The organism is Nocardioides pini (assembly GCF_026712185.1).
Lineage (GTDB): Bacteria > Actinomycetota > Actinomycetes > Propionibacteriales > Nocardioidaceae > Nocardioides > Nocardioides pini.
In genome coordinates this window covers 893,658-917,864 of sequence record NZ_JAPPUX010000001.1, presented here as the reverse complement: position 1 = coordinate 917,864, position 24,207 = coordinate 893,658, and the positions used below count along the sequence as shown (strand labels likewise).

The window sequence follows — 24,207 nt, the reverse complement described above, 5'->3', positions numbered from 1 at the left end:
TCATCCCCGGTAGGGCGGTGCGACGCTCCAGCCCCACCGCGGTGTGGATGCGTGCTCGACCACCCGCGCCCTTGGCCGCGAGTTCTCCATCGCCAGCCGGATGCCCCACTCGAGGTAGCCGATGATCGCAGCCCGGAACTCCGGGTCTCCGGGCAGCCCGGCGTCGTCAGCGGCGAGGCTCATCGTGGCGGCGAACCGATGCCGCTGTTCCGGGCTGATGTCGAGGTCGAGGTAGTGGAGGAGCATCGACTCGTAGCCGCCGTGGCGCTCGGTGTGGGTCGTCGGAGGTCCGAGCACCTCCCCCCACCAGACGGCGACGTGGCCGCGGTGGCGCTCCGAGGCGCCTCCGGGAACGAAGCTGGCGAGTGGCTGGTCGGACTCGACCCGGTCGTAGACGCAGTCGATCATCCGCCGAAGCGGCTCGAGGCCGCCCGCCCAGTCGTACAGCGTCGGCAACCCCGGCTCGTCCACCCCGCTCACAGGTCCATTGGACCCCAGCGACAAGACAACGTGGAAGATCCGCGTCACCTGGTGGCTCAGAGCTTCCACGATCCGTCCGGAGTCCCCGGATATCCGGGGACTCCCGGCGAGAGCCGTCAGGCGGCCGTACGGTCGAGCAGCGAGGCCAGCACCCGCGTGCCGACGGGCAGCCCGTGGTCGTCGTAGTAGGCGAACATCGCCGAGAGCCAGGGGTGCGTGCCCGGGTCGGGCACCTGCCGCACCGGCACGCCCGCCTCGACGGCCAGCTCGCCGACGGTGGCGACGCGGGTCGCGAGCTCGTACGTCGCTCCCGCGTGGCCGGGCTCGGTCAGGACGACGGCCGCGGCGCGACCGAGGTCGGCGAGGTCGAGGAAGCCGAAGGGCACGTCCGGCGAGTAGGGCAGGTCGAGGGGGCCGGTGAGGTCGAGGTTCTGCAGGTAGGCGCCCGGCTGCAGGATCGTCCAGGCGAGCCCGCTGCGCCGGACCAGGTCCTCGCCGGCCGCCTTGCCGAGGTGGTGCGGCATCGCGGGGGTGTAGGGCGAGGCGACGGAGTGGTAGACCACCCGCCCGACCCCGGCGCGCCCGAGTGCGGCCAGCGCGGAGGCGACGTAGGCCGGCTCGTCCGGGTGCAGGTTGGGCGCGATGACGTACGCCGCCTCGCAGCCGGCCACCGCCGACGGGAGGTCCGGCCAGTCGGCCCGCCCGAGCGGGCGCGCCTCGACGTCCCGGTCGGCGAGTGCCGAGCAGACCGCGCGCCCGGTCTTGCCGTGCCCGCCGAGGACCGCGACCCGCGCCACCGCGACCCTCCCGTCAGATCCGGTCGACCTCGGCGAAGGCCGCGCCGTCGGCGAGCGAGGCGTAGCCCGGGCCGCGGTCGAAGAACGCGTCCTCGTCCCGGCTCCACGACGCCCGCGAGGAGCGCTCGGAGGAGGTCGCCGAGGCGTCGAAGCCCAGCGTCCCGTCGTCGGCGGAGCCCGTCAGCACCACGCCGTAGTCGCGGAGCGCCGCCTCGGCCGAGACCTTGCGCCAGACGACGTCGCGCACCACGAGCTCGGGGTCGCGGACCAGCGGGTCGCCCCAGCCGCCGCCACCCGTCGTGCGGATCCGGACGACCTGGCCGGCCTTGACGACCTCGGCGTCCGCGAGGGCGTCGACCTCGCGCTCGTCGGGACCGCCCGGGTCGATGACGACCTGGAACGGCATGCCGGCCTTGCCGCCGCGCACGCCCCAGCAGGCCAGGATCGATCGGTCGGCGATCGACATGAAGTGGGCGTCCTTGAGCATCCGGATGTGCTTCTCGTAGCCGAGGCCACCGCGGTACTCGCCCGCCCCGCCGGAGTCCATGGCGAGGCCGAGGCGCTCGACGATGAACGGGAAGCGGGACTCGGTGAACTCCGTCGGCAGGTTGCGGGAGTCGGGGACCACGTGGATGGTGTCCTCGCCGTCGGCGTAGTAGCGACCGCCGGAGCCGCCGCCGAGCACCTCGCGCATGAGGTAGTCGTTGCCCTCGAGGTCCTTGCCGTAGACGCCGGTGTAGCGGATCGTCTCCTGGTCGGCCGGCATCTTGCCGTCGACCGCCTTGGCCACGACGCCGGCGAGCACGCCCAGCAGCCGCAGGATCACGAAGGTCCGGGCGTTGGTCGGGCCGGGGTGGATCGGCGTGAGGAGCGTGCCCTTCTCGGGGAAGCGCATCTCGATGAGCGGCACGATGCCCTCGTTGACGTCGAGCTCGGCCATCCGCTCGGGGGTGTCGGCGAGGTTGCGGAGGATCGGGGCGAGCCACTTCTTGAGGAAGTTGCCGCCGACGTAGTCGCCGCAGTGGTTGATCGGGCCCTTGGCCTGCGCGCTGGTGCCGGTGAAGTCGATGATCAGCCGCGGCCCGGCTGGACGTCCGTTGTCCGGGTCGGCCGGTGCGTCGCTGACCTTGGTCAGGGTGATCCGCTGGGTGTGCAGCTGCGGGTCGTCGACGCCGTCGTGCTCGGCGTAGTCCTCCCAGACGTAGGTGCCGTCGGGGATCTTCGACAGGATCTCGCGGCGGTAGGTCTCGGTCGTCGCGTCGAGGATCGCGTCGAACGACGCCTCGATCGCGTCGCGGCCGTAGCGCTCGAACAGCTCGCCGAGCCGGCGCGCGCCCATCAGGCAGGCGGAGCACTCCGCGTCGAGGTCGGCGGCGAGGCTGTCGGGCATGCGCGAGTTGCGGGTCATGATCCGCAGCGCCGACCGGTTGGGCACGCCTGCGTCCCACAGCTTGATCGGCGGGACCGCCAGCCCCTCCTCGTAGACGGTGGTGGCGTTGCTCGGCATCGAGCCCGGGACCGCGCCGCCGATGTCGTCGTGGTGGCCGAAGGCCTGCACGAAGGCCACGACCTCGCCGTCGTGGAAGACCGGCACGGTGACGCACAGGTCCGGCAGGTGGCCGATGCCGCCCTCGGACTCGTAGACGTCGTTGTGGAAGAAGACGTCGCCCTCGCGCATCTCCTCGATCGGGTAGTCGCGCACGATCGGGTGGACAAGGGCGCTGTAGGAGCGACCGGTCAGCTTGCGCAGCTGGCGGTCGTGGATGCCGGCGCGGAAGTCGTGGGCGTCGCGGATCATCGGCGAGCGGCTGGTGCGACCGATCGCGGTCTCCACCTCCATCTCCACGCTGGCCAGCGTGCCCTGGACGATCTCGACCAGGATCGGGTCGACGGTCGTGCCCTCGGCGGTCAGGCGGCCGCCGTGCTCGTAGGCGGTCGGCAGCCCGGCCGGGTTGACCGGCTTCGCGGTGACGTAGGCGGGGTCGACGGGGCGGGTGCTGACGTCGGTCGTGGTGGTGGTCATCGGGCCGACTCCTTCCGGATCACGAGGTTGGCCCAGTCGTCGACCACGACCTCGAAGCCGGGGTGGACGGGGATGGTCGAGCCGAACTCCTCGACGATGGCCGGGCCGACGAAGGTGTCGCCGGCGCCGAGGTCGCCGCGCCAGACGACCGGGGTCTCGACGTAGCCCTGCTCGGCGTCGAAGCAGACCGGGCGGCGGCTGCGGACGGCACGCTCGAGGACGTCGCCCGCGGCCTTGTCGAGGGTGGGGATCTCGGGGCGGGTGATCGGGCCGATGCCGGTCACCCGCAGGTTGACCCACTCGACCTGCTGGTCGCGGTCGCCGCGGAAGTCGTAGCCGTAGAGCTGGTGGTGCTCGGTGTGGAACGTCTCGGCCACCTGCTCGACGTAGGCCTGGTCGACCGCGCCCTCCGGTGCGGCGACGCGCACCTCGAAGGCCTGGCCGACGTAGCGCACGTCGATGGTGCGCTGGAAGCGGTGGTCCTCGGGGGCGAAGCCCTCCTTGGCGAGCGCCGCGCGGGCGCGGTGGGTGAGGTCGTCGAGGACCGACTGGACGGCCGCGTGGTCGAGCGCCGACTCCTTGGCGACGTGGGTCTGCACGTAGTCGTTCTTCACGTCGACGGTGAGCAGGCCGAACGCGCTGACGTTGCCGGGGTTGGGAGGTACGACGACGCCCGCGAGGTCGAGGATGTCGACGAGCCGGCAGGCCAGCAGCGAGCCGGACCCGCCGAAGGTCGTCAGCATGAAGTCGCGCACGTCGAGCCCGCGCTTGACGCTCACCTGGCGCAGGGCGTTGGCCTGGTTCCAGGCCGAGATCTCCAGGATGCCGGTGGCGCAGCGCTCGAAGTCGAGGCCGAGCCGGTCGGCGAGGTCGGCGATGCCCGCCCGCGCCGCCTCCACGTCGAGGGGGATCTCACCGCCGAGCAGGTGGGGAGGGATCCGGCCCAGGGTGACGTGGGCGTCGGTGATGGTCGGCTGGGTGCCACCCTTGGCGTAGCAGAGCGGCCCCGGGTCGGCGCCGGCCGAGTGGGGACCGACCTTGAGCGTGCCCTCGGGCGACAGCCAGGCGATCGACCCACCACCGGCACCGACGGTCACGACGTCGATCATCGGGATCTTGCTGGGGTAGGCGCCCACGGTGCCCTCGGTGGTGAGGGTCGGCTCGCCGTCGAGGACGACGGACACGTCGGTCGACGTGCCGCCGCCGTCGCAGGTGAGGATCTTCGGGAAGCCGGCGACCTTCGCGATCAGCGCGGCGCCCAGCGCGCCGGCGGCCGGACCGGACAGGACGGTGGTGATCGGCTGGTGCACGACCTCGTCGGCCGACAGCACGCCGCCGTTGGACTTCATCACGTAGAACGGGATGTCCTCGCCGCCGGTGAACCCGTGGAGGCGGTCGGAGATGTTGGTGACGTAGCGGCTGACGTTGGGCTTCACGGCCGCGTCGACGAGCGTCGTCATCGAGCGCTCGTACTCGCGGTACTCGCGCAGCACCTCGCTGGAGATCGAGACGACGGCGTCGGGGTGCTCGCGGCGCAGGATGTCGCGCATCCGCAGCTCGTGCGCGTCGTCGGCGTAGGCGTGGAGGAGGCAGACACCGATCGTGGTGATGCCCTGGTCCCGGAACCAGCGGGCGGCGGCGACGGCCTGGTCCTCGTCGAAGGGGCGGACCTCCGCGCCGGTGAAGTCGAGGCGACCGCCGACGGTGCGGACGCGGTCGGCCGGGACGATGCGGTCGGGCTTGACCCAGAAGTAGGAGTTGCCGTAGCCGTCCGGCACGGACTGGCGGGCGATCTCGAGCATGAACTCGTAGCCCTCGGTGGTGATGAAGCCGAGCGCCTCGACCTTGCCCTCGAGCAGCTTGTTGGTCGCCACCGTCGTGCCGTGCGAGACGGCCGTGATGTCGCCGCCCGCGGCACCGACGATGCCGAGGATCTTCTCGATGCCGGCGATGAAGCCGTCCGCCGGGTTGCCCGGCGTGCTGGGGGTCTTCGTGGTGACCAGCTCACCCGAGTCCTCGTCGAGGGCGACCACGTCGGTGAACGTGCCCCCGGTGTCGATGCCGATCCTGATCCGCCGTGCGCTCATGGGGACGATTCAACCGAGTCCGGCGCGCGAGCGGCCACGGCAGAGTCTGCCGACGGATCGGTGATCCATCGGCAACACCTGCTGGTCGACGCGTCACGGGGACGTCGGCCTCGGAACGGGCGAAGGGCCCTCGGCGGTATGAGCGCCAAGGGCCCTTCTGGTGAGGGTCAGGTCGCCGTGGCGTCCAGCTCCTCGGTGGTGACCGGTCGAGGTGATGCTCCCGGTCGATCGCTCTCTTCGTCTCGTCCCAGCCACCTCATCACCCGGTGCCTGCGACGCTGCCCGGCGTACCGGTTCGCGTCGTGCGGACTCGTCGTCCAGAGCCATCCCGCCTCCCCTTGCGGGGCTGCGTAGGGAGAGTTCTATGCCCTGCGTCACACCGCCCGCAAGGCCTGCGGGCGACCTTTTTCCACGTACTCCTGGTTCCGGCGTGTCGTGCACAGCCCGGCGCCGTTCATCCCCAGGGATCAGCGTTTCTCCACACCGTCGTGCACAGGCTGGAGCTCGCGTGCGGGCGACGGTCCTGGGGTCCGGTCGTCGCCGTCGAGCACCCGCGCCAGCACCTGGTCGAGGGTGAGCCGGGCCCCCTCCGCGCGGAGCTCCTCGAACCGCTCGTCGCCGAGGCTCGCCCTGAGGGCGGCGACCGCGCGGTCGTGCTCCGGTACGTCGCCGGGGTGGCGGCGTGCGCCCAGCACGCGCAGCGCCTCGTCCCCCGCGCCGATGAGCACCGCGCCGACCTCGGGGCGCCCCAGCGCGTGCTCGGGACCTGCCAGCTGCGAGACCGTCCAGGCCGCCATCAACCGCCGGCCCTGCGACCAGCAGATCCGCAGCGCCTGGTGCGTGAGCCGACGGGCCTCCTCGTGGTCGCCCCGGTGGTCGGCGAGGTAGCTCAGGTTGGACAGGAACACGCTGACGTACATCTCGTCGTGCAGGTCACCGGAGATCTGCAGGCCCTCCTCGTAGGCCGCGCGGGCCTCCTCGTCGCGGCCGGCCACGCGCGTCAGCTCGCCGCGGATGTTGAGCACCTGGGCGATGAGGGCGGGACTGCCGACGCCGCGTCCCAGCGCGAGCGCCTCGTCGTTCATCCGCATCGCCACCTCGATCTGCTCGCCGTCCCCGATGTAGGTCGCCGACGTGACCGCGAGCCCGTAGGCCACCAGCCGGGTCTCCCCCAGCTCGCGGAACAGGCCGGTCGCGCACTCCCAGTGCTCCCGCGCCTCGGGCCGGCTCGACGGGAACGCCATGAACCCGGCCGCCAGGTGGATCCGGGCCGACACGTAGGGGTCCAGCTCGTGCTCCACCGCGAGCATCTCGTCGATCCACCGCAGGCCCTCGGCGTGGTGGCCCTCCAGGAACCAGTACGCCCCGAGCGCCGCGGTGATCCGCGCCGTCAGCGGCACGTCACCCCTGAGGGCCGCCCAGGTGTGGGCCGCGCGCACCTCCTGGAGCATCTCGCTGATGTCGTCGAGCCAACGGTCGGTCGCGTCGGTCCAGCGCCGCTCGTAGAGGTCGTCGAGGTAGGACGAGAAGTACGCCGCGTGCGCGGCGCGGGCGGCCTCCCGCTCCCCGTCGGCGAGCCGGGCGGCGTGCTCGCGGACCAGCGCCAGCATCCCGAAGCGCGGCTCGTTGCGGTAGCCGGTCGTACGACGGACGAGGCTGTGGTCGACCAGGACGCTCAGCGGGTCGACCACGTCGCCGTCCGACCAGACCGCCTCGACGGCCTCCAGCGGCACGGCGCCCTGGAACACCGAGAACAGGGCGAACAGCCGCTGCTCCGCCGGGCCGAGGAGCTGCAGGCTCCAGTCGATCGTCGCCGGGATGGTCTGCTGGCGGTCGGGCAGGTGGCGACCGGCGCCGGCCGAGGAGCCGAGGCGCCCGGTGAGCCGCTCACGCAGCAGCGAGGGCGACAGGGTGCGCAGGTGGCCGCCGGCGATCTCGATCGCGAGCGGCAGCCCGTCCACCGCCCGGCAGATCGCGGCGACGTCGTCGGCGTGGTGGGCGAGCTCGAAGTGCGGGTCGACCGCCGTCGCCACCTGGTCGAAGAGGGCCACGGCGTCGGCGAGCGCACCGGTCCCGTCGTCGCTGAGGGCCAGCGGGTGCACCTCGTGGACGCGCTCCCCCGCCACGCGCAGCCGGGCCCGGCTGGTCACCAGCACCCGGATGTCGGCGGACCACTGGAGCATCCGGGCGACGAGGTCCGCCGCCTCCACGACGTGCTCGAAGTTGTCGAGGACGAGCAGCATGCTCTGGCGCTGCAGGGCCTCCTCGAGCATCTGCACCACGTTGGCGTTGTCGCCGGATCGGACACCGAGCTCGCTGACCGTCAGGCCGGCGACCATCCCGGGGTCGCTGATCTTGGTGAGGTCGACGTAGCAGGTCCGCAGGGAGGTGGCCTCGGCCCACGCGTGCGCCACCTCGGCGGCGAGCCGGGTCTTGCCGACCCCGCCGATGCCGAGGAGCGTCACCAGGCGGTGGTCCTCCAGCAGGGAGACGACCGCCGCCACATCACGGTCGCGCCCCACGGTCGGGGTCGCGGGCCGGGGCACGCGGCTGGCCCCGGTGCCGTGGGCCAGGCTCGCCGGCTCGACCGGCGGCATCGCGCGAGCCCGCGCGTGCAGCGCCCTCGCCGCGGGCCCGGGCTCCACGCCGAGATCCTCGCGCCACAGGCGTGCCATCGCCTCGAGCTGGCGCAGCGCCCCGCTGCGGTTGCCGGACTCGAGGTGCTGCTGCACGAGCCGCAGGTGCGCCTCCTCGTCGAGCGGCTCGGCGGCCACGAGCTCCGCCCAGCGCCCGGCCGAGCGGAGCAGGTCGAGGTAGGAGACCCGCAGCCGCTCCCGCTCGGCGTCCGCCCACGGCTCGTAGAGGTCCTCGGGCAGCAGGTCGCCCCGGTAGAGGTCGATCGCCTCCTGCACCGACGTCGGGTCGCCCGACACCCGGTCGAACCGCTCGACGTCGACCACCACGTCCGCGTCGGGGAGCAGGGTCACGACGTCGCCGGCCAGGACGACCGCCGAGGGGACGCCCACCGCAGTCCGCGCGTAGTGGGCGGCCTTGTGCAGGCGGGGAGCGGCCTGCTCGAGCAGGAGGTCGGGCCACAGCAGGTCGACGACCTGCTCGCGGGGCAGCTGGCGGCCGGGCCGGAGGGCGAGGAGCTTGACCAGCGTGGCGGCACTGCGACGGCTCCAGGCGTGCGCGGCGACGGCGCGGCCGTCGACGACGACCGCGAATCCTCCGAGGAGGTTGATGTCGACGTGCACCGCGCACCCTCCCAGACACGAGCGTTGGCGACTCTACGCCCGCGGGCGCCGCCGGCTCGACGCCATTTCCGGGGTCGCTGCGCACTCAGTGGGCGGACCCCACCGGGTCGAGCCGCTCGAGGTGGTCGACCTCGTCGGCCATCGCCGCGCTGAAGCGGCGGAGCAGCGACCGGACGCCGGGCGGGTCCCAGTCGTACGCCGCCACCTGCTCGGTCACCTCGACGAGGTCGCGCGAGAGGCGGTCCCGGGTCGCCTCGTAGCGCGCCAGCGCCCGGCGCTCGGGCACCGCGCCCGAGTGGCCGGCGAGCACCTCGCGCGCGAGGAGCTCGGCGTCGCGCAGCGCGTCGGTGATGCCGTGGGAGGTGATCGGGTCCTTGAAGCATCCCGCGTCACCCACGAGCGCCCACCCGGGACCCGAGGAAGCGCGGGCGAAGCCGGGCACGCCGCCCCAGCCGCGGACCGGGCTGACCGGTCGGAGCCCGCTCGCCCGCTCCGCCGCGGCGTGGCCTGCCGCGACCAGGAGCTCGGTGAACGCCTGCTCGACGCCGAGGCGGCGCACGCGACGCATCCGCGCCGGGGTGGTGGCCACGAACAGGCACGACGCTCCGTCGTCGGTCGGGATGATCCCCGCGCCGGCGCCGGTGCCGTACGTCCACTCGAAGCCGTCGGCGAGCGGGTCGTCGACGTAGCGGTACAGCACCGCGCTGGCCGACCGCCCCTGCCAGGTGGTCCGGGCGCCGACCTGCTCGGCGACCCGGGACCGGATGCCGTCAGCGCCGATGGTGAGACCGGCGGTGAGGTCGACGCGCGCGCCGCTGCCCGTCCGTCCGGCCACACCGGCGACGCGGCCGGACCGGTCCCGGTGCAGCGACGTCACCGTCGCCTCGTGCAGCACCCGCACCCCGGCCTCCTCGGCCGCCTCGACGAGGAGCCGGTCCAGCAGGTGGCGGCGGGGCGCGTAGAGCGCGTCGACGCCGGCACGGGGCCGGATCGCGACGTCGGCGACCTCCCCGTCCGCGTAGCGGAACAGGGTGCGCCGGACCGCCGGCGTGCCGGCCGCCACGACGCTGGCCAGCACGCCCCAGCGGGACAGCTGCAGGACTCCCCCGCGCATCAGGGCGTGCGTGGAGAGGGTGTCGCTCCCGCGCCGGCCCCGGTCGACCAGCGCGACCGACAGGCCGGCGCGGGCGAGCAGGAGCGCGGTGGAGGCGCCGGCGACCCGGCCTCCGACCACGACGACGTCGACGGCGCGCGTCGGGCTGCTCATGCCGCCGGCTCGCGTCGCCCGGTGGTGGAGCCGGCCGTCGCGGGCACCGGTGCGCCGCTGCTGGCGAGCAGGTGGGACACGACCGACCGGGCGTCGTGCCGCGCGCCGTCGATCTGGCCGGAGTCGCGCCGGTGCTGGAAGCGCTGCCCGACGACGTACACCCCCTCCGCCGGGGTCACGCCCCGGTGCTGGCGGATCGTCCCGTCGGGGCCGGTGATGGGCAGTTGCAGCCACGGGTGGTGAGGCCGGTAGCCGGCCGCCAGCAGCACGGTCCCGATGCCCTCGGCCCGCAGGTCGACGCGGCGGCGTGGGGTCCCGATCGCGACGGGGCGGGGCCGCGGGCCGTCCCACAGCTGGCCGGCCAGGCCGATCCGCTCGACGAAGTGGTCGAGGCTGTCGAGGAGCCGGTCCAGCGTCGCGTCCGCGGCACCGACGGTGGCGGCGAGGTCGTCGCGGAAGCGGGCGGTGTGCCCCTCGACGCAGTCGAGGCGTCCGACGAGCCGCACGCCGTCGTCCTGGAGGCGACCGAGGTCGAGGTCCTCGGTGGCGCGCTCGGGGTCGTCGCGACCAACCAGCTGCAGAGAGGTCTCCGCGCGGGCGGCCACCGGGTCGGCCACCTCGTCGATGGTCCGGGCCAGGCGACCGGTGTTCTCGAGCCACCAGAAGATGTCGAGGCCACGGTGCCGCCGGGGCATCCGGGTGTGCCGGCCGACCGCGAGGGTGACCTCGCGACCGGCGCGGTTGAGCTCGTCGGCGATCTGCGTGCCGGACGCCGACGCGCCGACGACGAGCACACCGCCGGTCGCGAGCCGGCCGGGGTTGCGGTAGGTGTTCGAGGTCATCAGGTCGACGCGGGAGGTGTCCAGCCCGGCGAGCCCGGCGGGGACGTACGGCGTCCCGTGCGGCCCGGTCGCGATGACGACGTGCCGGGCGTGCCAGGTGCCGCGACTGGTGACGACGCGGTAGCGCCGGGCCGGGTGGGCGCGGGGCGTCGCGGCGACCTCGTGCACCGTGGCCTCGTCGACGACGGGCGCGCCGAACGAGGCGGCGTACGCCTCGAGGTAGCCGATGAAGGAGCCGACGCTGAGGTAGCCGTCGGGGTCGGGCCCGCGGTAGCTCCAGCCGGGGAGCCTGGTCATCCAGCTCGGCGTGAGCAGGTGCAGGGAGTCCCAGCGCTCGGTGCGCCAGCGGTGGCCGATGCGGCCGCGGTCGAGCACGACGTGCTCGCGACCGGCGTCCGTGAGCAGCCTGCTCACGGCCAGGCCGGCGTGGCCGGCGCCGATCACGACGGTGTCGATGGTGGTCATGCAGGGTTCCTCTCGGGTGTTCTCGTACGAGCGGGCCGGCCGGTGGTCCAGCCGGCCGCTCCGCACCGGTGACCGGCTCAGCCGGTCACCACTTCGATGTGGACGGGTGTCGGGTTGGTGAGGGCGTCGTAGACGGCGGAGCGTCGGCGGGACTGCTCGACGATCTCGCGCAGGGTGGCGTCGTCCGCGTCGCCCTCGATGCGGAAGGTGACCTTGACCTGCTCGTAGCCGTTGCGGACCGAGCCGCCCGAGAGCCCGAGGATCCCGAGCAGGTCGATGTCGCCCGTGACGGACGACGAGACGTGCGTGAGCCGGACCCCGCGGGCGGCCGCGATGTTGGCGATGCCGGAGGTCAGGCAGGCGGCGATGGCGTGGAGGAGGTACTCCACGGGGGTCGGACCGACGTCGGTGCCGACGAGCACGGCGGGGTGGTCGGACTCGACCACGGTGTCCTGCGCGTGCCGCATCTCCTGCATGGCGCCGTGGAAGTCGGCGAAGGTCGACCGGCTGTGGGTCCCGGACACCCAGGTGTTGGTGGCCCGGAACTGGAACCTGGCGATCTCGTTCGTCTGCCTGACCGCGTCACGCGTGCCGAAGAGCGTGGGGACGTCGACTCCGTTGAGGGGCGCCTTCTCGGTGGTGGTGCTCATGCGATGTTCTCCTGTGTCGGTGCCGGTGACCCGGCTCGTGGGTGGGTGGTGGAGGGGCTGGCGGCGCTGACCACGGGGTCGCGCCAGACGACGGCGGTGCCGTCGAGGACGAGCACGTCGTCCTGGTTGGTGACGCTCGTCGCGAGCGTGGTGACCGGCTTGTCGTCGCGCACCGCGGTGACGACCGCCGTGGCCGTGAGGGCGTCCCCGGGTCGGACGGGCGCGAGGAAGCGCCACGAGACCTCGAGGAACACGCTCCCCGGACCGGGCAGCTGCTCGGCGACGAGCGCGTTGAGCAGCCCGGAGGTCACCCCGCCCTGGACGACGATCCCGCCGAAGCGGGACCGCGCAGCGAGGTCCTCGTCGTAGTGGACCGGGTTGCGGTCCCCGCTGATCGCGGTGAAGAGCTCGATGTCACGACGGGTGACGGTCCTGGTGCGTCGGGCCGAGTCGCCGATGTGGGTGCTGGTCATGGCACCGAGGTTGGTCGGCGGACCTTCCCGCGGCCTTCCGGATTCCTTCCCCGCTGGGGCCGGACGGCGGAAGGGAGCCGGAAGGAGGTCGGGACAACCTCGCACCACCCAGTCCGACACCGACCCAGGAGCCGCTCATGAACGCCACGCTCACCACCGTCCTCGCCACCTCACGCGAGCGGGAGCTGCGCACCGTCGTACGCCGTCCCGACCGCCTGATGGCACGCCTGCTGGAGCTGGAGGGGCACGCCCCGCCCCGGCGCCGCACGCACCGCCCGCTCCACGCCACCCGTTCCTGAAGGAGACCCCGCATGACCTGCAGCAGCACCATGGCCGCGACCCGCACGACCGGCACCGGCACCCCCGCAGCCGGCGCCGCACGGCCGGCCCACCCGATCCACGTCCACGTCCGCGTCCGGCTCGGCGACGGAGGCTCCGTCCTGCTCCGCCCGCTCGTCGGCGGTGAGGTCGCCGTCCTGGAGACGGTCTTCGAGGGGTTGTCGACCCGGTCGCGGCAGCAGCGGTTCCTCGTCCCGATGCCGCGGCTCCCCAGCGGGCACCGACGCGCCCTCGCCGACGTCGACGGCGAGCGCCACGTCGCGTGGGTCGCGCTCGTCGACGGCGTGCCGGTGGGCCTGTGCCGCTACGTGCGGACCGGACCCGGCGCCGCCGAGCTGGCGTTCGAGGTGGCCGACGCCCACCAGGGCCGGGGCATCGCCTCCGCGCTGGTCGACGCCGTCACCACGGTCGCCCGCTCCCGCGGCATCACGTGGATGGAGGCGACCGTCGAGCCGGGCAACCTCGCCTCGGAGGCGGTGCTGGCCCGCGTCGGCATCGAGCTCTTCCTGTCCGACGGCCTGCTCGAGGGCCGCGGCGAGCTCCGCCCGGCGTCACCGTCGAGGGTCAACCGGCGTGCCGTGCTGGCCCTCGCGGGTCAGGGCGCCAGCAGCGCCTCGACGGCCGCGGCGACCTCGAGCAGCTGACGGTCGGCGCCGTGCCGGGCGACCAGCTGCACCCCGACGGGCAGGCCGTCGGCGGTGCGGCCGGCCGGGACGGAGATCGCCGGGCACCCGGTGACGGTGATGAAGTACGCCGACCGCATCCACGCCAGGTAGTCCGGCATCTCCTGCCCGTTGATCGTCTCGGGGAACTCCTGCTCCACCGGGAACGGCGGGACCTGCGAGGTCGGCAGCAGGAGCACGTCGTGCTCGCCGAAGAACAGCCGCATCGTCTCCGCCAGCGACGTGCGCTGGGTGTAGGCCCGCGCGACGTCGGCACCGGTCAGCGGCTCGCCGGCGCGGATGTTCGCCTCCAGCGACGGCTTGAACGACGTGGGGTGCTCGGCCAGCAGCCGCCCGAGCTTGGCCTGGAAGTGCCACGCCCGCAGGGTGCGGAAGGTGTCGTCGGCGAGTGACAGGTCGGGGTGGGCGTCGGTGACCGCCGCGCCGGCGTCGGAGAGCCGCGCCGCAGTCGTGCGGACGACGTCGGCGACCTCGTGGTCGACCACCAGCGCGCCGCCGAGGTCGACCGAGCACGCGACCCGCAGCCCGGCCAGCGGCGCGGGCTCGAGCGGCGGGGCGAACGACGCGCCCGGGTCACCGAGCGCGAGCGGTGCCCTCGGGTCCGGGCCGGCGATGACCGACAGGAGCAGGGCGAGGTCGCCGACGTTGCGGGCCATCGGACCGCCGACGGACGTGCTCTCCCACTGGTTGTAGAGCGGCCACTCGGGCACGCGGCCGAGCGAGGGCCGCATGCCGACGACGCCGCAGAACGACGCCGGGTTGCGCAGCGAGCCGCCCATGTCGGAGCCGTCGGCCAGCGGCACCATGCCCGACGCGAGGGCGCACGCCGCTCCCCCGCTGGACCCGCCCGCCGACCGCGACGGGTCGACGGGGTTGCGGGTGACCCCGAAGACGGTGTTGAAGGTGTGCGACCCGGCCGCGAACTCCGGGACGTTGGTCTTGCCCACGAACACCGCCCCCGCACCCCGGACCCGCTCGACGAGGAGGTCGTCGTGGTCGGCGACGGAGTCGGCGAAGATCGGCGAGCCGTAGGTCGTGCGCCAGCCCTTCAGGGCGTGGGTGTCCTTCACCGCGAACGGCAGCCCGTGGAGCCGGCCGATCTCCTCGCCCGAGGCCTGCGCCTGGTCGGCGACGGCGGCCCAGGCGCGGGCGCGCTCGGCGTCGAGGGACACGATCGCGTTGAGCTCGGGGTTGCGCTCCTCGATCCGGTCGAGGTGCAGCTCGAGGAGCTCGGTCGCCGAGATCTCCCCCGACCGGACCGCAGCGGCCTGCGCGCGGGCGGTGGAGTCGACCGTCAGGTCGGTCACCGGCGACGTCCCAGCAGCACGCCCAGCGCCACGAGCCCGGCGCCGACGGCCACGCCGAGGAGGAAGTCCTGCTGCGAGCCCGCCACGGCGAGGGACGACGGCTTGGCGGGAGCGGTGAAGACCTGCCCACCGCCGTCGGTCGAGGAGGGCGCCCCCGCGCCCGTCACGAGACCCGGCTCGACCACCGCCGGTCCTCCCGCGATCGCGGCGTCGACGTTGCCGAAGAACTCGCCGGCCATCCGACGCGAGACGCTGGTGAGCATCCGCTGCCCGACCCCGCCGATCATCCCGCCCACCACCGCGTCGGCGTCGTACGCCACCCGCGTCGAGGAGCCTTCGGGCACGAAGCGGACGTTGACCGTCGCGCCGATGGTGCCGGGAGCGCCGGCACCGTCGAGCTTCATGACCAGGGACTCGTGCTCGACGAGGTCGGTGAGCACGCAGGAGCCGGCGTAGGTCCCCTTGATCGAGGCGACACCGGCGGTGACCGTCATCGCGTAGGCGTTGTCGCCGGTGGCCTCGAGGCGCTCGCAGCCCGGGATCGTGCGGACCAGGACGGCCGGGTCGAGCAGCGCGTCCCACGCCTGCTCGACGGGGGCGGCCAGGACGTTCTCTCCGGTGAACTTCATGTGGTGCTCCTAGACAGTGGGGTGGGGCTCGTCGGCGTGCGCGAGGCGCAGCTCGAAGAGCTCGGACGGCGAGATGGGCATCGAGGTGATCGGGAAGCCCTCAGCGTCCTCGATGGCGGCGGCGAACACCGCGGCCGACGGGATCACGCCCGCCTCGCCGGCGCCCTTGATGCCGAGGGGGTTGAGCGGCGACGGCGTCTCGAGGTGGTCGATGTCGATCGACGTCGGCACCTCGGTGGCGTAGGGCATCAGGAAGTCCATGAAGGAGGCGTTGAGCAGCTGGCCGGACTCGTCGTAGGCCATCCGCTCGTAGAGCGCGCCGCCCACGCCCTGCGCGACGCCGCCGTGGATCTGGCCCTCCACGATCATGGGGTTGATCAGGTTGCCGCAGTCGTGCACGACGGCGTACTTGAGGATCCTGATCTCCGCGGTGTCGGGGTCGGTCTCGACGATGACGGCGTGCATGCCGTTGGCGAAGGTGGACCGGGGCGGGGAGTAGAAGTCCTTGCCCTCCAGGCCGGGCTCGTCGTCCTCGGCCACCGGCGGCTTGCCCGGGTCGCCGATGGAGAACTGGGTGGCGGCCTTCGACGCCTCGTCGAAGGCGTAGCGCAGCGGGTTGGAGAGCACGGCGACCGTGCCGAGGTCGATGCTCGCGTCGGTGCCGCGCACCGAGACGACGCCGTCGGCGATCTCGAGGTCGTCCTCGGACGCCTCCAGCGCCTCCGCCGCGATGCGCAGGGCCTTCTCCTTGGCGCGCAGCGCGGCGAGGTGGATGGCCGACCCGCTCATCACGGCCGCGCGCGAGGCGAACGTGCCCACGGCGTAGGGCATCCTGCGGGTGTCTCCAGTCGTGATCTCGACGTCCTCGAACCGCACCCCGAGGGTGTCGGCGACGATCTGCGCGAACGCCGTCTGGTGTCCCTGGCCCTGGGTGGTCAGGCCGGTCGCGACCTTGACCCTGCCGGACGTCTCGATGTGCACGTGGGCGCCCTCGTAGGGCCCGACGCCGGTGCCCTCGACGTAGCAGGCCAGGCCGATGCCGACCTTGCGTCCCTGGGCGGCCATCTCCGCGCGGAACTCCTCGAACTCGTCCCAGCCGACGAGCTCCTTGAGCTTGACCAGCGAGGCCGGGTAGTCACCCGAGTCGTAGGTCAGCTCGCGACCGTCCTGGAAGACCAGGCCGTGCTCGTAGGGGAACTCATCGGGCTGGATGAAGTTGGTCGCGCGGACCTCCGTGCGGTCCTTGCCGAGGTAGGTGGAGATCGCGTCCATCGTGCGCTCCATGACGAAGCAGCCCTGCGGCCGGCCGGCGCCGCGGTAGGGCGTGACGATGACGGTGTTGGTGTAGAGCGACTCGAAGGCCACGCGGTAGTTGGCCGGCTTGTAGGGCCCGAGCAGCTGGGTGGAGGTGATGATCGGGACGATGAGGCCGTAGGGCGTGTAGGCGCCGTGGTCGTGCCAGAACTCGACGTCGAGCCCCAGCACCCGGCCGTCGTCGTCGAAGCCCACCTCGACGTGGTGGTGCTGGGCGCGCTCGTGCGCCGAGGAGATGAAGTGCTCGCGCCGGTCCTCGGTGAACTTCACCGGCCGGCCGAGCGTCATCGCCGCCAGCGGGACCAGCAGCTCCTCGGGCCACGGGTGGTTGATCTTCACGCCGAACCCGCCGCCGACGTCCGGCGTGACGACGTCGACCTTGGCGAGGTCGAGGCCGAGCTTGGCAGCCACGCAGCCGCGGACGCCCGTCGACGTCTGGGTCGAGGACCACACCGTCAGGCGGGACGTGTCGGGGTCCCACCGCGCCACGGTGCCCCGGCCCTCCATCGGGGTGCAGGCGGAGCGCTCGACGTCGAGGTCGAGGGTCAGCACGTGCGGCGCCGCCGCGATCGCGGCGCGGGCGTCGCCGTTCTCCTGCTCCATGCGGGCACCGACGTTGTCGGGCACGTCCGCGTGCACCGCGTGCTTCGCCGCGCGGGCGGCGGGGATGCCGACGACCGGCTCGAGGTACTCGTAGTCGACGCGGATCCGCGAGACGGCGTCCTCGGCGACGTAGCGGTCGACGGCGACGACGAAGGCGATCGCCTCGCCGACGTAGTTCACCTCGTCCTTCGCCAGGGCGTACTGCGTGCGGCCGTGGGTGAGCGCCGGGTGCGGGATGAGCAGGGGCAGCGGCTCGGCCATCGGGCCCGTGAGGTCGTCCCACGTCCACACGGCCACGACACCCTCGACGTCGAGCACGTCGGAGACGTCGATGTCGACGATGCGCGCGTGGGCGTGGGGTGAGCGCAGCACCGCGGAGTGCAGCAGCCGCGGGTCGTCGGTGAGCAGGTCGTCGACGTAGCGGCCCTGGCCGCGCAGGAAGCGCTGGTCCTCCACGCGCGGCACCTTGGCGCCGAACATCTTCGTCGTCACGACCGGCTCCGCTCGCCCTGGATCTCCGCCTGGATCTCCCTGGCCCGGAGGACCGACTTCACGATGTTCTGGTAGCCGGTGCAGCGGCAGAGGTTGCCGGCGATCATCTCGCGCGCCTCGTCCTCGGTGGGGTCGGGCGTCTCGCGGAGCCCGGCGGTGATGGTGGTGAGGAAGCCCGGGGTGCAGAAGCCGCACTGCAGGCCGTGGCAGTCGGAGAAGGCCTGCTGCACCGGGGACAGCGACCCGTCCTCCTCGGTGAGCCCCTCGACCGTGGTGATCTCGGCGTCCACGGCCGACACGGCGAGCATCAGGCACGAGCGCATCGGCGCGCCGTCGACCAGCACGGTGCAGGCGCCGCAGACGCCGTGCTCGCAGCCGACGTGCGTGCCGGTCAGCCCGCAGTCGTGGCGCAGGGCGTCGGACAGCAGCCGCCGGGCCGGCACCCGCACCTCGTGGACGGACCCGTTGACGTGCAGTCGGACCTCGTGGAGCTGTTCGGTGGTCACGGGTGGATCGCCTCTCCTGCCCGCGAGCGGGCGTGGTCGGTCGCGGCCGCCAGGACGCGTGGCGCCAGCACCCTGACGAGGTGGGCGCGGTAGGCAGCGGTGGCGTGGATGTCGTCGGCGGGCTCGAGCTCGGTGAGCGCCGTGCCGGCCGGGTCGTCGAGCGCGTCGGTGACGTCGACGACGGTGGGGACGTCGCTGACCGACACGAAGCCGAGCCGGGCGCGGGTGACGGCGTCACCCTCGGTCTCGACGTGGGCGGCGACGCCGACGAGGGCGTAGTCGCCGTGGCGGCGGGCGATCTCCTGGAAGGCGACGCCGGCCCCGGGTGCGAGGCCCGGGAAGAACGCCTGGACCGCGATCTCGTCGTGGCCGAGCGTCGACTCGAGCGGACCGGCGAAGAGCTCCGCCGCGGGGACCGTACGACGACCGCGCACCGACGCGACGTCGACCGATCCCTCCAGCAGCCGCAGCACCATCGGCATCTCGGCCGCGGCGTCCGCGTGCACGATCGAGCCGACCGTGGTGCCGCGGTTGCGGATCGTCGGGTGGGCCACGTGGCTCAGCGCCATGCCCAGCAGCGGCTGGGCGTGCGCGGCCTCGGCCGAGGCGAGCACCTCGGCGTGCCGGGCCAGGGCGCCCACCCTGACCCCGTCCTCGGCCACGCGGACGTGGCCGAGGTCGGGCAAGGCGTTGATGTCGACGAGCATCGAGGGAGCGGCCAGCCGCATGTTGAGCAGCGGGACGAGCGACTGACCGCCGGCCAGCACCTTCGCCCCCTGCTCCCCCGCGAGCGCCGCGAGGGCTTCCTCGAGGGTGGACGGTCGCAGGTAGGCGAAGGGTGCGGGCTTCATCGCTTGTGCGTGCCTCCCGAGGCTGCGTCGTCGACGCCCTCGTCGTAGTCGGGGTGGCTGAGGTTGCGGGTGACGGCGCCGGCGCTGTCGCTGCCGCGGCCCTTGACCATGTGGAAGAAGACGATGACCAGGATCGTGCCGAGGGCGATGCCGCCGAGCTCGAAGTCGTCGCCGAAGGTGAGGGTCACCCCGCCGATGCCGGCGATGATGCCCGCGGCGAGGCCGACCATGTTGACCGGGTTGCCGAAGTCGATGTTGTTCTCGACCCAGATCTTCGCCCCCACCAGGCCGATCATCCCGTAGAGGACAACCGTGATGCCGCCGAGGACACCGCCCGGGGTCGCGTTGACGACCGCGCCGAACTTGGGGCAGAGGCCCAGCAGGATGGCGACCAGCGCGGCGACGTAGTAGGCGGCCGAGGAGTAGACCCGGGTCGCGCCCATGACGCCGATGTTCTCGGCGTACGTCGTGGTCGGGGAGCCGCCGAAGGCGCTGGCGAAGGCGGTCGCGATGCCGTCGGCACCGATCGCGCGGCCCATGTAGGGGTCGAGGTCCTCGCCGGTCATCTCGGCGACGGCCTTGACGTGGCCCGTGTTCTCCGCGACGAGCGCGATGACGCCGGGCAGGACGAGCAGGATCGCGGTGAGCGAGAACGACGGGCCGTGGACGACCGAGACGCCGTCGGCGAGGGTGCCGCTCGGCAGGCCGATCCAGTCGGCCGCCTGCACGCCGGCCCACGAGACGCGGTCGTGCTCGGTCGCCTCGGTGGCGCCGCCGAGGACGGAGGTGATGGGCCCGAACACGATGTCGGCCAGCCACGACAGCACGTAGCCGAAGACCAGGGCGAGGAAGACCGCGATGCGCGACCAGAAGCCGGGGAGCACCACGGCCGCGAAGACCATGAAGGCGGCCGTCAGCAGGGCGATCCACTGGTCCTGGGGCCAGTAGATGCCTGCGACGACCGGGGCGAGGTTGAAGCCGATGAGCATGACGACCGCGCCGGTCACCGCCGGCGGCAGGACGCGGTGGATCAGCTGGGCGCCGGCGAAGTGCACGAGCACGCCGACCGCGGCGAGCACGAGGCCGCCGACGAGGATCGCGCCGGTGACGTACGACGAGTCGTTGTCCGTGTCGAGCGCGCGGATCGCGGCGACCGAGGCCACGAACGACGCGCTGGTCCCGAGGTAGCTCGGCACCCGGTTCTGCACGATCAGCAGGAACAGGATGGTGCAGAAGCCCGAGAACATGATGGCGAGGTTCGCGTCCAGCCCCATCACCAGGGGGAACACGAAGGTGGCGCCGAACATGGCGACCACGTGCTGGGCACCGAGACCGATCGTCTTGCCCCACGGCAGCCGCTGCATCGGCAGCACCGCTTGCCCCGGTGCGGGATCGACCACTTCCCACTTGAACATCGACATGCGCAGGCCTCCAGATTCGACGGGGTGGTTACCCGAGAAGCCACAAACTAGTGCGGCCCATCTCACACCCTCACTGGCGACATCTGCCGAAGGAACGCCGGGGTCGCTGACAAGTTCTCGGGCGGGTCGGCCTGATGTCTACCCTTCCTGCATGGGTCTGCCTCTCACCGCCGACGCCTGGGCGGCCGGGTCGGTCCGTACCGAGCGGTTGCTCCTGCGTGCCCCCGAGGCACGCGACCGCGAGGACTTCCTCGACCTCGGGTCGGACCCCGTCGTCAACCACCACCTCGGCGGTGGCCAGGACCGTGCGTCGCTCGACGACACGCTCCCGGAGGTGCCGGCCGACCGGCCCGCTCAGTACGTCATGGAGCGCGGGCGCCGCTTCCTGGGCTGGGTCGGGCTCAGCCGCCGGGAGGCCGACCGACCGGGCGTGGTGCCCGCGGGAGGCCGCGACGGCGTCGGGGTCCTCGAGCTCAGCTACGTCCTCCCGGTGCACGCGTGGGGGCAGGGCTACGCCGCCGAGGCGTGCACGGCTCTGCTCGAGCTGTGCGACGAGCGGCTCGGCGAGCCCGTCGTGCTGTGCACGCAGGTCGGCAACACGCGGTCGCGTGCCCTGGCGGCACGGCTCGGGTTCGCCGAGCTCGAGCGCTTCGAGGAGTTCGGTGCCGAGCAGTGGTTCGGCGTACGCCCACCGAGCCCGCCGAACGCTGCCACACTCGAGGGATGAGCGAGCTCCGTCGGGCTGACGCCGCCGATGCGCCTGCGCTGCAGCGCATCGCCTCGGCGGCGTACTCGCCGTACCTGTCGCGGATGGGTGGGCAGCGCCCGGGTCCCCTGGACGCCGACTACGCGGCCGCCATCGCGGACTGCGAGACCTGGGTGGCCAGCGTAGAGGGGACCCCGGTCGGCTACCTCGTGCTCGCCGACGACGGGTCGGACGTGCTGGTGCTGGACAACGTCGCCGTCCTCCCCTCCCACCACGGCCGCGGCATCGGCCGCGACCTGCTCGAGCTGGCCGAGGCCCGCGCGAGCGCCCGCGGCTGCAGGCGGATCCGCCTCTTCACCCACGTGACGATGGTGGAGAACCAGGCGCTCTACGAGCGCATCGGCTACGTCGAGACCCGCCGGGGCGGCGACGAGGGTTTCGTCCGGGTGTTCTACGAGAAGGTGCTCTGACCCGGTCGTACGCCGCTGGTCCAGGTGGCCGTCGCACGGGGATCGGGGAGCGCCGGCTTGCCCTGGGCGAGCCAGGGTTCCCCGCTGTCGCGACCCCGTACGCCGTCCGAGGTGGCGGCACATCGCAACCTCGGACGGCATCACCACGCAATCCGCCGCCACCCCCGCCAGCCAGCCGATCGACGACGACCGCTGGCCGTCCGGCTGAGCTACCTCACCCCCGACGCAGGATGTCGCGCAGCACCTGCGGGTAGTTGGTGATGATGCCGTCGACCTCCCAGTTGATCGCGCGGCGCATGTCCTGGCCGGCGTTGACCGTCCACACGTGCGCCTCCATGCCGGACGCGTGGATCTGGTCGACGGTGGACTCGTCGATCGCGCCGAGCGCCGGGTTCACCTGCTCCGCCCACGTCGCCGCCGCGGCGATGTCGTCCGCGGTGGGCCTGCCGCCGTAGAGCAGGCCGACGGTGACGTCAGGAGCGAGGTCCTTGTAGACGCGCAGCCACTGGTGGTTGAAGGACTGCACGACGACGCGATCGGCCTTGAGCGCCCGGTTGAACACCGGCAGCGAGCGGAGCTCCTTGTCGAGGTCGGTCTCGATGCCCGGGTACAGCTCGGGCGCCTTCGGCTCGAGCAGCATCTCGGCCTGCTGGCCGACGGCGTTGACCCACTCCTCGAGGGTGGGCACCCGTTCGCCGGCGAACTCGGGCGCGAACCACGAGCCGGCGTCGAGCTGCTTGACCTCGGCCAGCGTGAAGTCGCCGACGTTCCACGGAGCGCGGTCGGGGAAGACCTGCTCGACGTCCGTCGTCCGGGCGAGGGTGATGTCGTGCACGATCACCAGCTCGCCGTCGGACGTGCGCTGGATGTCGTTCTCGATGACGCCCGACTTCTGGGCGATCGCGACCCGGACGGCGGCGATGGTGTTCTCCGGCGCCGCGCCCGACGAGCCGCGGTGTGCGACGACGTCGACGTCTACGGCGCGGGCGGCCGAGGCGCCGGGCGCAGACAGGGCGACGGTGGAGCCGACCAGCACGAGGGTGAGGGTGGGCAGGGCGAGGAATCGCGCAGCAGTGCGCATGGGGGTCTCCCGAGAGGTGGATGTGCGGCCCGCCGGGTCGGTCGGGCCTCCCCCACCGTGGTCGGCGCGTGCCAACGGACGGTGACGAGCGGCCCAACCCGTCGTGACGAGTTCCGGCCGGGTCTGCCTCAGGCGAGGTCGGCCTACAACCTCAGAGCCAGCTAGCCCACGATCTCCAGCGCCCGGAGCGCGACGGCGACGTCGAGGCGCAGGTGGGGATCGGTGGCGACCGGGCCGAGGATCCGCTGCAGCTTGCCGACGCGGTAGCGCATCGTGTTGTAGTGGAAGAACTGGGCGCGAGCCGCCTCGGCCACGTTGAAGTTGGTGTCGAGGAGCACCTGCAACGTCTCGCGCAGGTCGGCGGCCTCGGGCGTGCGCTCGGCGAGCGGTCCGAGGACGTCGGCGGCGAACGACGTCAGCTCGGAGCTGTCGGGCACGAGCGCGAGCAGCCGGTGGAGGCCGAGCTGGTCGAAGCGCGTCACCGATCCCCCGCCGTGCACCCGGCGCCCGATCTCGACGGCCCGCTGCGCCTGGCGGAACGCCTCGGGCAGCTCCCCGAGCCCGTGGGACACGCGGCTGACCCCGGCGGAGAAGGCGATCCGGCCGCCGCCGCGGTCGCCCCGCACGGCGGCGATGATCCGGTCCACGGCGACCTGCGCGGCCGCCGGCTCGTCCGGGTCGACGGGCACCAGCGTGACCACCTCACGGCTGAACGCGACCGAGGCGATCGTGGGGTCCACCGTCGCCGAGACCTGCCGCCACGCGTGGGCGAAGCGGTCCTGCCACGCCCGCCGGTCCTCCGGCCCGCCCGCGAGGGCCGCGATGGCGTCCGGGTCGAGCACCGCGACCACCACCATCACCGGGCGGTCGAGGTGCCACCCGAACGCCTGCGCGTGCTCGGCGACGTAGTCCTCCTCGCCGGCGCGGTCAAGAAAGACGTCGCGGAGGAAGTCGCCGCGGTACTTGTTCTCCACAGCCGTGATGGCCTCCACGCGCGTCACCAGCAGCGCCGCCACGATCGCGGCCCGCTCGAGCGCGTGCACGTCCGAGGAGTGGATCGTGCCGTCGGGGCGCAGCGCCACCAGCCGGGCGAGGTCGACGCCGGCCGCGACCACGCGGCGCACGAGCGCCTCCCCGTCCCCCACGGCCGTGCCCTCCGGGTCGATCCGCTCGACCCGCACCCGGCCGGTCGGGTCGAGCAGGTCGGCGCCCGCCATCGCGGCGCGCTGCGCCTCGTCGAGGTGCGCGGCGCGCTCGCGCCCGTCGGTGGAGGTGAACACGACGCCGCAGCCGAGGGCGTCGCCCACGGCCTCGGCGATCGCGGCCAGGTCACCGCCCTCGAGGACGATGTGGGTGAGGGCGGTGTGGAGCGCGTCGGCGCGCTCGAGCGCGGCAACGGCCTCCGGGTCGCTTATCAAGTCTTGGCCCACATTCACCCCTTGGTCCGACAAGTTCTCACATTCG

At 73.0% G+C, this 24,207-nt stretch carries 21 protein-coding genes; 4 read left to right on the top strand and 17 right to left on the bottom strand.

Annotation, left to right across the window (positions count from 1 at the left end; translation table 11 throughout):
* The 9 genes from NYO98_RS04375 to NYO98_RS04335 form a co-directional block, all read right to left on the bottom strand.
* Positions 1 to 480 carry a group II truncated hemoglobin gene (locus tag NYO98_RS04375; protein WP_268110306.1) on the bottom strand — a complete coding sequence of 160 codons (480 nt, stop codon included), beginning with the start codon at positions 478 to 480 and terminating at the stop codon, positions 1 to 3.
* 116 nt (positions 481 to 596) lie between these two features.
* Positions 597 to 1,277: an SDR family oxidoreductase gene (locus NYO98_RS04370; protein ID WP_268110305.1), complete on the bottom strand. Its 681-nt coding sequence runs from the start codon at positions 1,275 to 1,277 to the stop codon at positions 597 to 599.
* A 13-nt stretch (positions 1,278 to 1,290) separates the two neighbouring features.
* Positions 1,291 to 3,300: a hydantoinase B/oxoprolinase family protein gene (locus NYO98_RS04365; protein ID WP_268110304.1), complete on the bottom strand. Its 2,010-nt coding sequence runs from the start codon at positions 3,298 to 3,300 to the stop codon at positions 1,291 to 1,293.
* A complete protein-coding gene (locus NYO98_RS04360; protein ID WP_268110303.1) occupies positions 3,297 to 5,387 on the bottom strand; it encodes a hydantoinase/oxoprolinase family protein in 2,091 nt (696 codons plus the stop codon). Before NYO98_RS04360 ends, NYO98_RS04365 begins: the two co-directional genes overlap by 4 nt.
* Positions 5,388 to 5,854: 467 nt before the next feature.
* Complete coding sequence (locus NYO98_RS04355; RefSeq protein WP_268110302.1) at positions 5,855 to 8,644, bottom strand: ATP-binding protein; 2,790 nt, start codon at positions 8,642 to 8,644, stop codon at positions 5,855 to 5,857.
* 85 nt (positions 8,645 to 8,729) lie between these two features.
* Positions 8,730 to 9,911, bottom strand: coding sequence for an NAD(P)/FAD-dependent oxidoreductase (locus NYO98_RS04350; RefSeq protein WP_268110301.1), 1,182 nt, complete (start codon positions 9,909 to 9,911; stop codon positions 8,730 to 8,732).
* On the bottom strand, positions 9,908 to 11,218 hold the full coding sequence (locus tag NYO98_RS04345) for a flavin-containing monooxygenase (RefSeq protein ID WP_268110300.1): 1,311 nt from the start codon (positions 11,216 to 11,218) through the stop codon (positions 9,908 to 9,910). Before NYO98_RS04345 ends, NYO98_RS04350 begins: the two co-directional genes overlap by 4 nt.
* 77 nt (positions 11,219 to 11,295) lie before the next feature.
* Positions 11,296 to 11,868 carry an OsmC family protein gene (locus NYO98_RS04340; RefSeq protein ID WP_268110299.1) on the bottom strand — a complete coding sequence of 191 codons (573 nt, stop codon included), beginning with the start codon at positions 11,866 to 11,868 and terminating at the stop codon, positions 11,296 to 11,298.
* Complete coding sequence (locus NYO98_RS04335; protein WP_268110298.1) at positions 11,865 to 12,341, bottom strand: MaoC family dehydratase; 477 nt, start codon at positions 12,339 to 12,341, stop codon at positions 11,865 to 11,867. The genes NYO98_RS04340 and NYO98_RS04335 overlap by 4 nt, the downstream gene beginning before the upstream one ends.
* Before the next feature lie 137 nt (positions 12,342 to 12,478).
* Here NYO98_RS04335 and NYO98_RS04330 point away from each other — a divergent pair, with 137 nt between their 5' ends.
* Positions 12,479 to 12,640 (top strand): hypothetical protein, encoded by a 162-nt coding sequence (locus tag NYO98_RS04330; protein WP_268110297.1) that lies wholly within the window; start codon positions 12,479 to 12,481, stop codon positions 12,638 to 12,640.
* 12 nt (positions 12,641 to 12,652) lie between these two features.
* On the top strand, positions 12,653 to 13,324 hold the full coding sequence (locus tag NYO98_RS04325; RefSeq protein WP_268110296.1) for a GNAT family N-acetyltransferase: 672 nt from the start codon (positions 12,653 to 12,655) through the stop codon (positions 13,322 to 13,324).
* Here the strand turns inward: NYO98_RS04325 and NYO98_RS04320 are convergent.
* The 6 genes from NYO98_RS04320 to NYO98_RS04295 are packed head-to-tail and all read right to left on the bottom strand — an operon-like array spanning position 13,276 to position 20,486.
* Positions 13,276 to 14,670 (bottom strand): amidase, encoded by a 1,395-nt coding sequence (locus NYO98_RS04320; protein WP_268110295.1) that lies wholly within the window; start codon positions 14,668 to 14,670, stop codon positions 13,276 to 13,278. The genes NYO98_RS04325 and NYO98_RS04320 overlap by 49 nt on opposite strands.
* Entirely contained in the window at positions 14,667 to 15,299 is a 633-nt protein-coding gene (locus NYO98_RS04315) for an SRPBCC family protein (protein WP_268110294.1), read from the bottom strand. The genes NYO98_RS04320 and NYO98_RS04315 overlap by 4 nt, the downstream gene beginning before the upstream one ends.
* Before the next feature lie 9 nt (positions 15,300 to 15,308).
* A complete protein-coding gene (gene cutA, locus NYO98_RS04310; RefSeq protein WP_268110293.1) occupies positions 15,309 to 17,708 on the bottom strand; it encodes an aerobic carbon-monoxide dehydrogenase large subunit in 2,400 nt (799 codons plus the stop codon).
* Positions 17,705 to 18,214 carry a (2Fe-2S)-binding protein gene (locus NYO98_RS04305; protein ID WP_268110292.1) on the bottom strand — a complete coding sequence of 170 codons (510 nt, stop codon included), beginning with the start codon at positions 18,212 to 18,214 and terminating at the stop codon, positions 17,705 to 17,707. Before NYO98_RS04305 ends, cutA begins: the two co-directional genes overlap by 4 nt.
* The gene (locus NYO98_RS04300; RefSeq protein WP_268110291.1) at positions 18,211 to 19,065 is read right to left on the bottom strand and encodes an FAD binding domain-containing protein; all 855 of its coding nucleotides are present in this window, start codon (positions 19,063 to 19,065) and stop codon (positions 18,211 to 18,213) included. The genes NYO98_RS04305 and NYO98_RS04300 overlap by 4 nt, the downstream gene beginning before the upstream one ends.
* Positions 19,062 to 20,486, bottom strand: a complete 1,425-nt coding sequence (locus tag NYO98_RS04295; protein ID WP_268110290.1) for a uracil-xanthine permease family protein — start codon at positions 20,484 to 20,486, stop codon at positions 19,062 to 19,064. Before NYO98_RS04295 ends, NYO98_RS04300 begins: the two co-directional genes overlap by 4 nt.
* A 151-nt stretch (positions 20,487 to 20,637) precedes the next feature.
* Here NYO98_RS04295 and NYO98_RS04290 point away from each other — a divergent pair, with 151 nt between their 5' ends.
* Complete coding sequence (locus NYO98_RS04290) at positions 20,638 to 21,213, top strand: GNAT family N-acetyltransferase (protein ID WP_268110289.1); 576 nt, start codon at positions 20,638 to 20,640, stop codon at positions 21,211 to 21,213.
* Positions 21,210 to 21,662, top strand: coding sequence for a GNAT family N-acetyltransferase (locus NYO98_RS04285; protein ID WP_268110288.1), 453 nt, complete (start codon positions 21,210 to 21,212; stop codon positions 21,660 to 21,662). The genes NYO98_RS04290 and NYO98_RS04285 overlap by 4 nt, the downstream gene beginning before the upstream one ends.
* A gap of 214 nt (positions 21,663 to 21,876) precedes the next feature.
* Here the strand turns inward: NYO98_RS04285 and NYO98_RS04280 are convergent, their stop codons facing one another.
* Both NYO98_RS04280 and NYO98_RS04275 read right to left on the bottom strand, forming a co-directional pair.
* The gene (locus NYO98_RS04280; protein ID WP_268110287.1) at positions 21,877 to 22,743 is read right to left on the bottom strand and encodes a glycerophosphodiester phosphodiesterase; all 867 of its coding nucleotides are present in this window, start codon (positions 22,741 to 22,743) and stop codon (positions 21,877 to 21,879) included.
* 161 nt (positions 22,744 to 22,904) lie between these two features.
* Entirely contained in the window at positions 22,905 to 24,161 is a 1,257-nt protein-coding gene (locus NYO98_RS04275) for a PucR family transcriptional regulator (protein ID WP_268110286.1), read from the bottom strand.
* Positions 24,162 to 24,207 lie beyond the last annotated feature (46 nt).